Source organism: Vibrio sp. 1402, from assembly GCF_033340275.1.
Genome location: NZ_JAWOWE010000374.1, coordinates 1 through 637 on the forward strand (window position 1 = coordinate 1; position 637 = coordinate 637).

The 637-nt window shown below is 45.8% G+C and carries 1 protein-coding gene and 1 pseudogene; both read right to left on the reverse strand.

Going from position 1 to position 637, the window contains the following annotated elements; all coding sequences use genetic code 11:
- A pseudogene (locus tag R7044_RS26150) lies at positions 1-280 on the reverse strand (DNA-binding protein); the annotation flags it as partial.
- A 24-nt stretch (positions 281-304) separates the two neighbouring features.
- A partial coding sequence (locus R7044_RS26155) for a LysE/ArgO family amino acid transporter (protein ID WP_225456111.1) occupies positions 305-637 on the reverse strand: 333 nt, incomplete at its 5' end.

The following is a 637-nucleotide window of genomic DNA, read 5'->3' on the forward strand; positions in this document are numbered from 1 at the left end:
TGAGTTCATCACTGCCAATAGAAGGTCGCTTGCCTAATATTGCTTTAATCGTGTTGGCATCAAGGCGAGAGTCTTTATCAGTAATGAACACGGCATACCCGCCACCTTTGAGTTTTAAAAACAAGCTTTTGCTATGTGTGCCTTGCCAGCCGAGTTCTTTCGCGACTTTAAGGTCGGTGTCGAAGTCGAGAATGGCTTCATGTCGCCATTCTCGAAATGGAATCGAGAGCGAATGCAATCGCTCTTTGTTGATGCGATAGATGTTTTCCAGTGACTCCATGTCATTCATATCCTTTGGTTTGGATTACCAGTATTTAGTGATGAGCTCGCTCGCGAGTACATAAGCAATGGTGAACATCATCAGTGCAACGGCGATATCGATGCCTTTTTTCACTTTCGGTTTAGATAGCGTAGGCCCGAGTTTTGCGGCGCCCATCGACAAGGTATAGAACCAAACAAATGACGCCATAATAGTGCCTAACGCGAAAGCGATTCGATCATGGCCTTCAAATTGTCCACCGATTGAGCCTAAGATAACAACGGTATCTAAGTACAAATGTGGGTTGAGCACAGTGACAGCTAATGCGCCTAAAATGACCGTTCGGCGTCCACGAGCTACGACTTCCCCTTTTGATTC